Origin of the sequence: Falsihalocynthiibacter sp. BN13B15, assembly GCF_041205415.1 — a bacterium.
GTDB lineage: Bacteria > Pseudomonadota > Alphaproteobacteria > Rhodobacterales > Rhodobacteraceae > Falsihalocynthiibacter > Falsihalocynthiibacter arcticus.
On record NZ_JBGFCE010000132.1, the window covers coordinates 1 to 257 of the forward strand.

General features: G+C 55.6%; 1 protein-coding gene. It reads left to right on the top strand.

Going from position 1 to position 257, the window contains the following annotated elements:
- The coding region (locus tag AB9F26_RS22505) for a transposase (RefSeq protein WP_369769154.1) at positions 1–257 on the top strand (257 nt) is incomplete at both ends.

The following is a 257-nucleotide window of genomic DNA, read 5'->3' on the forward strand; positions in this document are numbered from 1 at the left end:
GAAGATCGACATTTTCTTGGGCGCCCCACACAGCCCCTCTCATCGCTGCAAGCAGCGACTGCCGGGCAATGCATGGCAACGCGGTTCAAACGAAAATACCAACCGCCTGCTACGACAGTACGTCCCAAAAGGCACGGATTTGTCGATACATAATCAAGCAAAGCTGAGCGCCGTCGCAAGACAGCTCAACGAACGACCCCGAATGACGCTCGGATACGAAACCCCCGCAGCGCGTTTAAATGCATGTGTCGCGTCGA